The sequence below is a fragment of the Streptomyces sp. NPDC057654 genome, from assembly GCF_042800135.1.
Taxonomy (GTDB): Bacteria; Actinomycetota; Actinomycetes; order Streptomycetales; family Streptomycetaceae; genus Streptomyces.
Window position 1 is genome coordinate 1 of record NZ_JBHVHQ010000406.1, and the last position, 7,446, is coordinate 7,446.

The following is a 7,446-nucleotide window of genomic DNA, read 5'->3' on the forward strand; positions in this document are numbered from 1 at the left end:
CGGCGGCGGCGGCCTCCTCCAGCTCGCGCTCCAGGCCCGGGATCTCGCCGTAGAGCAGCTTGGAGGCGGCGTCGAAGTCGCCGTCGCGCTGGGCGCGCTCGGCCTGGCCGCGCAGCTCGTCGAGCTTCTCCTTCAGCTCTCCGACGCGGTTGAGGGACTGCTTCTCCTTCTCCCAGCGGGCGGTGAGGCCGCGCAGCTCCTCCTCCTTGTCGGCGAGGTCGCGGCGGAGCTTGTCCAGGCGCTGCTTGGAGGCGGGGTCGGACTCGTTCTTGAGGGCCAGCTCCTCCATCTTGAGCCGGTCCACGGAGCGCTGGAGCTCGTCGATCTCGACGGGCGAGGAGTCGATCTCCATGCGGAGCCGGGAGGCGGCCTCGTCGACGAGGTCGATGGCCTTGTCCGGGAGGAAGCGGGAGGTGATGTAGCGGTCGGAGAGGGTGGCGGCGGCGACCAGGGCGGAGTCGGCAATCTGCACCTTGTGGTGCGCCTCGTAGCGGCCCTTGAGGCCGCGGAGGATAGCGATGGAGTCCTCGACGCTGGGCTCGGCGACCAGCACCTGCTGGAAGCGGCGCTCCAGGGCGGGGTCCTTCTCGATCCGCTCGCGGTACTCGTCCAGGGTGGTGGCGCCGACCATCCGCAGCTCGCCGCGGGCGAGCATGGGCTTGAGCATGTTGCCCGCGTCCATGGCGGAGTCGCCGCCGGCGCCCGCGCCGACGACGGTGTGCAGCTCGTCGATGAAGGTGATGATCTGGCCGTCGCTGGACTTGATCTCCGCGAGGACGGTCTTGAGCCGCTCCTCGAACTCACCGCGGTACTTGGCGCCGGCGACCATCGCGCCGAGGTCGAGCGAGACGAGCCGCTTGTTCTTCAGCGACTCGGGGACGTCGCCCTTCACTATCCGCTGCGCGAGCCCCTCGACGACGGCGGTCTTGCCGACGCCGGGCTCGCCGATGAGGACGGGGTTGTTCTTGGTGCGCCGGGAGAGCACCTGCACGACGCGGCGGATCTCCTGGTCCCGGCCGATGACCGGGTCGAGCTTGCCCTCGCGGGCGGCGGCCGTGAAGTCCGTGCCGAACTTCTCCAGCGCCTTGTACGTGCCCTCCGGGTCCGGATTGGTCACCCGCTGCCCGCCCCTCGCGGTCTCGAACGCGTCCAGCAGCTTCTTGGCGGAGGCGCCCTGCTGGTCCAGCAGCTCCCCGGTCTGCCCGCCCTTGGCGGCGAGCCCGATGAGCAGGTGCTCGGTGGAGATGTACGCGTCGCCCAGCTCCTTCGCCCGCTGCGAGGCGTCGGCGATGGCGGCCAGCAGGTCCCGGTTGGGCTGCGGCGGCGCGACGGTGGAGCCCTGCACGCTCGGCAGCGCCGCCAGCTGCCGGTCGGCCCCGGTCCGCAGCACCACGGCGTCGGCCTCGACGGCGGCCAGCAGATCCAGGATGTTCTCGTTCTCCTGGCCCGCCAGAAGCGCGATGAGCAGATGCGCCGGCGTCATATCCGCATGCCCCGCGGACACGGCCCGGTCATTCGCGGCGCTCAGCGCCTCCCGGCTCTTGTTCGTCAGCTCGGCTTCCACGTCGGCGTACTCCTCCTCGTGCTCGGCTCATGCATACCGTCCTGCCCTGCCTACTACAGCATGCAGTAAGTTGAGTCTATTCCACTCAACCCCAAGATTGGCCATCCTCCCGAACAGATCTACGTCTCTTACGAGTGAACCGGCCCACAGATCCCCCCGCCACCGCTGGCCGCGGGCGACACCGCGCTTGCGCGCGGGGGCGCGGGGTTTGGCCGCGCCCCGGGATGCCGCCCGCATACCCTTCCCCCATGGCCCACGACCTCAGCGCCCCCGCCCCCGAGTACCTCGACTTCTGGCGGGAACGCCATGTCTGCACCCTCACCACCCCGCGCCCGGACGGCGGACCGCACGTGGTGCCCGTGTGCGTGACGTACGACCACGAGGCCGGGATCGCGCGGATCATCACGCGCGGGGGGAGCGCCAAGGCCGTCAATGTGCGGGCGGCGGGGCCGGAGGGGGCCATGGTCGCGGTGTGTCAGTTCGAGGGGAAGCGGTGGGCGACACTGGAGGGGGTGGCGGTGGTGCGTACGGAGCCCGAGCGGGTCGCGGACGCCGTCGCCCGGCACAGCGAGCGGTACGACCGTACGCCCGCCCCCAACCCCGAGCGCGTCGTCATCGAGATCACCGTGACCAGGGCGCTCGGGCGGGTCTGAGCGTACGTACGACGATGGGGCCGAGGAGAATCTCCTCGGCCCCATCGTCATCGGCACGTCACTCCGGGCGCTTCGGCCGCCAGACCACGAGTGCGCTGGTCTGCTGCACGTCCTGGTACGGGACCAGGTCGCGCCGGTACGAGGCGTGCACCTGCGCCTCGCGCTGCCGCATCGCCGCGGCCGCGCCGTCCACCGCCTGCGAGAGCTCGGCGACGCGCGCCTGGAGCGCGGCCACCTGGTTCTCCAGCTCGATGATCCGCTTGATCCCCGCCAGGTTGATGCCCTCGTCCTGGCTCAGCTGCTGCACCGTGCGCAGCAGCTCGATGTCGCGCGCCGAATAGCGCCGCCCCCGGCCGGGCGTGCGGTCCGGGGAGACCAGGCCGAGCCGGTCGTACTGACGGAGCGTCTGCGGATGCAGACCGGACAGCTGCGCCGCCACCGAGATCACGTACACCGGCGACTCTTCGGTCAACTGATAAGGATTCGACATAGGAGTGCGCCGGCTGCGCCCGCCTCGGCCGTCCATCTCAAGCTCCCTTCGCGGCCTGGAACAGCTCTGCCCGCGGGTCGTCGCCCGCGGTCGCCTCGCGATAGGACTCCAGCGTGTCCCGCGCCTTGTCGTCAAGGTGCTGCGGCACGGTGACCTCCACGGTGACCAGCAGGTCCCCGCGGGTGCCGTCCTTGCGCACCGCGCCCTTGCCGCGGGCGCGCATCGTACGGCCGTTGGGCGTGCCCGCCGGGATCTTCAGGGTGACGGCCGGGCCCCCGAGCGTGGGGACCTTCACCTCGCCGCCGAGCGCCGCCTCCGGGAAGGTGACCGGCACGGTGACGGTGAGGTTGTCGCCCTTGCGCCCGAAGACGGGGTGCGCGTCGACGTGCACGACGACGTACAGATCGCCGTTCGGCCCGCCGCGCTCCCCCGGCGCGCCCTTGCCGCGCAGCCGGATGCGCTGCCCGTCCGAGACGCCCGCGGGGATGCGGACCTGCATCGTGCGCGAGGACGTGGCACGGCCGCTGCCCTTGCAGACGTCGCAGGGGTTCTCGGGGATCAGCCCGCGCCCCTTGCAGTCCGGGCACGGGTCGGTGAGCGAGAAGCCGCCGCCCGAGCCGCGGGAGACCTGGCCGGTGCCCACGCACGTCGGGCAGACGCGCGGGGTGCCGTTCTTGTCGCCCGTGCCGGCGCACGCCTTGCACGCCGCGGACGACGACATCCGCAGCGGGACCGTGGCCCCGTCGACGGCCTCGGTGAAGCTGAGCGTCACCTCGGACTCGATGTCCTGGCCGCGGCGCGGCTGTGTGCGCGTGCCCGTACCGGCGCCGCGGTTGAACAGGCCGCCGAACACGTCCCCGAGGCCGCCGCCGAAGCCGCCGGCCCCGCCGCCGCCCTGCGGCCCGCCCTGGGCGCCCCCGAAGAGGTCGCCCAGATCGAAGTTGAACGATCCGCCGCCGCCCTGGCCGCCGGGCCCGGCCCGGAAGCCGCCGTTGCCGAAGAGGGTGCGCGCCTCGTCGTACTCCTTGCGGCGCTTGGGGTCCGCCAGGACGTCGTTCGCCTCGGAGATCTCCTTGAAGCGGTCCTCCGCCTTGGCGTCGCCCTTGTTGGCGTCCGGGTGGTACTCGCGGGCGAGCTTCCGGTACGCCTTCTTGATCTCTGCTTCGGTGGCGTCCTTCGGGACGCCGAGGACCTTGTAATAGTCCTTCTCGACGAAGTCCTTGGTGCTCATCCCCGACGTCCCTCCTCCCGGCCGCTGTCCTCTTGCCGCACGTCAGCCCTCTTTCGGGCCACCGCTCTCCTCATCAGCGCCATCCGCGTCGGCCGAGCCCTCATCGGACTTGGCCTGCGCGCCGGGCTGCGGTTCGGCGACCGCGACCCTGGCCGGGCGGATCGTACGCTCTCCGATCCGGTACCCGGGCTGGAGGATCGACACGCACGTGGTCTCGGTGACATCGGGCGCGTAACTGTGCATCAGGGCCTCGTGCACCAGCGGGTCGAAGGGCTCGCCCTCCTTGCCGAACTGCTGGAGACCCAGCTTGGCCGCCACCGTCTCCAGCGACTCGGCGACGGACTTGAAGCCGCCGACCAGCTCGCCGTGGTCCCGGGCCCGGCCGATGTCGTCGAGCACGGGGAGCAGCTCGGCCAGGAGGTTCGCCGTGGCGATCTCCTTGACGGCGGCCCGGTCCCGCTCCACGCGACGACGGTAGTTCTGGTACTCCGCCTGAAGCCGCTGGAGGTCCGCGGTGCGCTCGTTGAGCGCCGTACGGGCCTGGTCCAGCTGCGCGGTCAGAGCGATGTCCTGCGGTGCGTCCCCGGCCGGGGCCGCCGAGTCCGCCTTGTCGGCGGACCCGGCGCCCTGCGCCGCGTCGTCAGGGGCTGCGGCGTCGGAGGGAACGTCGGACTTCTCGTCGAAGCCCGGGGTCTCCTCCGTCACGCCGCACCGTCCTTCTTGGGCTTCTCGTCGTCGACGATCTCGGCGTCCACGACGTCGTCCTCGGCCTTGGCCTGCTGCTCGCCGCCGGGGACAGCGCCCTCGGCGCCCGCGGCTCCGGCCGCACCCGCGCCCTCGGCGCCCGCGTACATGGCCTGGCCCAGCTTCTGGCTGACCGCGGCGACCTTCTCGGTCGACTCGCGGATCGCGGCCGAGTCCTCGCCCTTGAGCTTCTCCTTCAGGTCGGCCACGGCGGTCTCGACCTCGGTCTTGACGTCGCCCGGGACCTTGTCCTCGTTGTCCTTGAGGAACTTCTCCGTCTGGTAGACGAGCTGCTCGCCCTGGTTACGGGACTCGGCGGCCTCGCGGCGCTTGTGGTCCTCCTCCGCGTACTGCTCGGCCTCCTGGCGCATGCGGTCGACCTCGTCCTTGGGCAGCGAGGAGCCGCCCGTGACGGTCATCCGCTGCTCCTTGCCCGTGCCGAGGTCCTTCGCGGCCACGTGCATGATTCCGTTGGCGTCGATGTCGAAGGTGACCTCGACCTGCGGGACGCCGCGGGGGGCCGGCGGCAGACCGGTCAGCTCGAACATCCCGAGCTTCTTGTTGTACGCCGCGATCTCGCGCTCGCCCTGGTAGACCTGGATCTGCACGGACGGCTGGTTGTCCTCGGCCGTCGTGAAGATCTCGGACCGCTTGGTCGGGATCGTGGTGTTGCGCTCGATGAGCTTGGTCATGATGCCGCCCTTGGTCTCGATGCCCAGCGACAGCGGGGTGACATCGAGCAGCAGGACGTCCTTGACCTCGCCCTTGAGGACACCGGCCTGGAGGGCGGCGCCGATGGCGACGACCTCGTCCGGGTTGACGCCCTTGTTGGCGTCCTGGCCGCCGGTCAGCTCCTTGACGAGCTCCGCGACGGCGGGCATACGGGTCGAGCCGCCGACGAGGACGACGTGGTCGATCTCGGACAGCGAGATGCCGGCGTCCTTGATGACGTTGTGGAACGGCGTCTTGCAGCGCTCCAGGAGGTCCGCGGTGAGCTGCTGGAACTGCGAGCGGGTGAGCTTCTCGTCCAGGTGCAGCGGGCCCTCGGCGGACGCCGTGATGTACGGGAGGTTGATCGTCGTCTCGGTGGACGAGGACAGCTCGATCTTCGCCTTCTCAGCGGCCTCGCGGAGGCGCTGGAGGGCCATCTTGTCCTTGGACAGGTCGACGCCGTGACCGTTCTGGAACTGCTTGACCAGGTAGTCCACGACGCGCTGGTCCCAGTCGTCGCCGCCGAGGTGGTTGTCGCCGTTCGTGGCCTTGACCTCCACCACGCCGTCGCCGATCTCAAGGAGCGAGACGTCGAAGGTGCCGCCGCCGAGGTCGAAGACCAGAATGGTCTGGTCGTCCTTCTCCAGCCCGTAGGCGAGGGCGGCCGCGGTCGGCTCGTTGACAATACGCAGGACGTTGAGACCCGCGATCTCGCCGGCCTCCTTGGTGGCCTGGCGCTCGGAGTCGTTGAAGTACGCCGGGACGGTGATGACCGCGTCGACGACCTTCTCGCCGAGGTACGCCTCGGCGTCGCGCTTCAACTTCTGCAGGATGAAGGCGCTCATCTGCTGCGGGTTGAAGTCCTTGCCGTCGATGGCGATCTTCCAGTCGGTGCCCATGTGGCGCTTGACCGACCGGATGGTCCTGTCGACGTTGGTGACAGCCTGGCGCTTGGCGACCTCGCCGACGAGCACCTCGCCGTTCTTGGCGAAGGCGACGACGGACGGCGTGGTCCTGGCGCCCTCGGCGTTGGTGATGACGGTGGGCTCACCGCCTTCGAGAACACTGACGACGGAGTTCGTCGTACCCAGGTCGATGCCGACCGCACGTGCCATTTCGATCCTCCAGCTGACTTGAGTGGAACAGGCTCAAGAGTGCAACACCGATTCAAACCTGTCAACAGACCTGAGTCTGGCTCGCTCAACTTTTATACGGGCCTTATAGTCAGCGCGGGCGGCTCGGCAGCGAGCGGCGGCCCCCAAGCGCCCTTCGGGCGCCGGGCGGAGCCCCCGCGGAGCCCCCGCGGAGCCACGGGAAGGGTCCACTGGGCGACACAGATCACCGGCCGGGCGGCTTCATGGTGCCGCCGATACTGGGTAACCTCAGCGCAGACCTAAAAAGTTACTGCTTAGTAATCCCGGTAGCCCCCGGTAGTCCCCGGTAATCACCAGTAGTCGCCGGTAGTCGCCGGAAGTACCAGGCAATCCCCAGTAGTCCCCCGCTCTCGCAGGCCCGAGGAGCCATCCCATGCAACTCGCCGCGATCATCGTGTCGCTGGTCCTCATCGTGGTGGGCGTCGCGCTGTTCGGCCGTGCCATCGCGCAGATCTACCGCTTCGTGAGGCTCGGCCAACCCGTACCCGCCGGCTCCCGGACCGACGATCCCAAGCAGCGCACCCTCACCGTGGCCAAGGAGTTCCTCGGCCACACCCGCATGAACCGCTGGGGCGTCGTCGGCGTGGCGCACTGGTTCGTCGCGGTGGGCTTCTTCTCGCTGCTCCTGACGATCGTCAACGCCATCGGCCAGCTCTTCAAGGCCGACTGGATCCTGCCGGTGATCGGCGACTGGGCCCCGTACAACGTCTTCGTCGAGTTCCTCGGCCTGATGACGACGCTCGGCATCCTGACCCTGATCGTCATCCGGCAGCTGAGCCGCCCCGGCGGCGCGGGCCGCAAGTCCCGCTTCGCGGGCTCCAACTTCGGCCAGGCGTACTTCGTCGAGGCCGTCATCCTCATCGTCGGCGTCTGCATCCTGACGCTGCACGCCCTGGAGG

At 70.0% G+C, this 7,446-nt stretch carries 6 protein-coding genes and 1 pseudogene; 2 read left to right on the forward strand and 5 right to left on the reverse strand.

The annotated features are described in order from the left end of the window. The coding region (locus ACFU99_RS25945) for a Clp protease N-terminal domain-containing protein (RefSeq protein ID WP_384396030.1) at positions 1-1,564 on the reverse strand (1,564 nt) is incomplete at its 3' end. Between the two features lie 248 nt (positions 1,565-1,812). Between ACFU99_RS25945 and ACFU99_RS25950 the strand changes: the two genes are divergently transcribed. Then, complete coding sequence (locus tag ACFU99_RS25950) at positions 1,813-2,217, forward strand: pyridoxamine 5'-phosphate oxidase family protein (RefSeq protein WP_384396033.1); 405 nt, start codon at positions 1,813-1,815, stop codon at positions 2,215-2,217. 58 nt (positions 2,218-2,275) lie between these two features. On the opposite strand, the gene ACFU99_RS25955 is transcribed toward ACFU99_RS25950, so the two are convergent. The 4 genes from ACFU99_RS25955 to dnaK are packed head-to-tail and all read right to left on the reverse strand — an operon-like array spanning position 2,276 to position 6,508. After that, entirely contained in the window at positions 2,276-2,743 is a 468-nt protein-coding gene (locus tag ACFU99_RS25955) for a heat shock protein transcriptional repressor HspR (RefSeq protein WP_363128322.1), read from the reverse strand. 1 nt (position 2,744) lies between these two features. Beyond that, the gene (gene dnaJ, locus ACFU99_RS25960) at positions 2,745-3,938 is read right to left on the reverse strand and encodes a molecular chaperone DnaJ (protein WP_384396036.1); all 1,194 of its coding nucleotides are present in this window, start codon (positions 3,936-3,938) and stop codon (positions 2,745-2,747) included. 42 nt (positions 3,939-3,980) lie between these two features. Next, positions 3,981-4,643 (reverse strand): nucleotide exchange factor GrpE, encoded by a 663-nt coding sequence (grpE, locus tag ACFU99_RS25965; RefSeq protein ID WP_384396039.1) that lies wholly within the window; start codon positions 4,641-4,643, stop codon positions 3,981-3,983. After that, positions 4,640-6,508, reverse strand: coding sequence for a molecular chaperone DnaK (dnaK, locus tag ACFU99_RS25970; protein WP_384396042.1), 1,869 nt, complete (start codon positions 6,506-6,508; stop codon positions 4,640-4,642). The genes grpE and dnaK overlap by 4 nt, the downstream gene beginning before the upstream one ends. Before the next feature lie 412 nt (positions 6,509-6,920). Between dnaK and ACFU99_RS25975 the strand changes: the two are divergent. After that, positions 6,921-7,446, forward strand: a pseudogene (locus ACFU99_RS25975) (Fe-S oxidoreductase); the annotation flags it as partial.

What these genes read in the sequence shown, in the direction of transcription:
- ACFU99_RS25950 (WP_384396033.1), top strand. Translation starts at nt 1,813, where the DNA reads ATGGCCCACGACCTCAGCGCCCCCGCCCCCGAGTACCTCGACTTCTGG.
- dnaJ (WP_384396036.1), bottom strand. Translation starts at nt 3,938, where the DNA reads ATGAGCACCAAGGACTTCGTCGAGAAGGACTATTACAAGGTCCTCGGC.
- dnaK (WP_384396042.1), bottom strand. Translation starts at nt 6,508, where the DNA reads ATGGCACGTGCGGTCGGCATCGACCTGGGTACGACGAACTCCGTCGTC.
- ACFU99_RS25955 (WP_363128322.1), bottom strand. Translation starts at nt 2,743, where the DNA reads ATGGACGGCCGAGGCGGGCGCAGCCGGCGCACTCCTATGTCGAATCCT.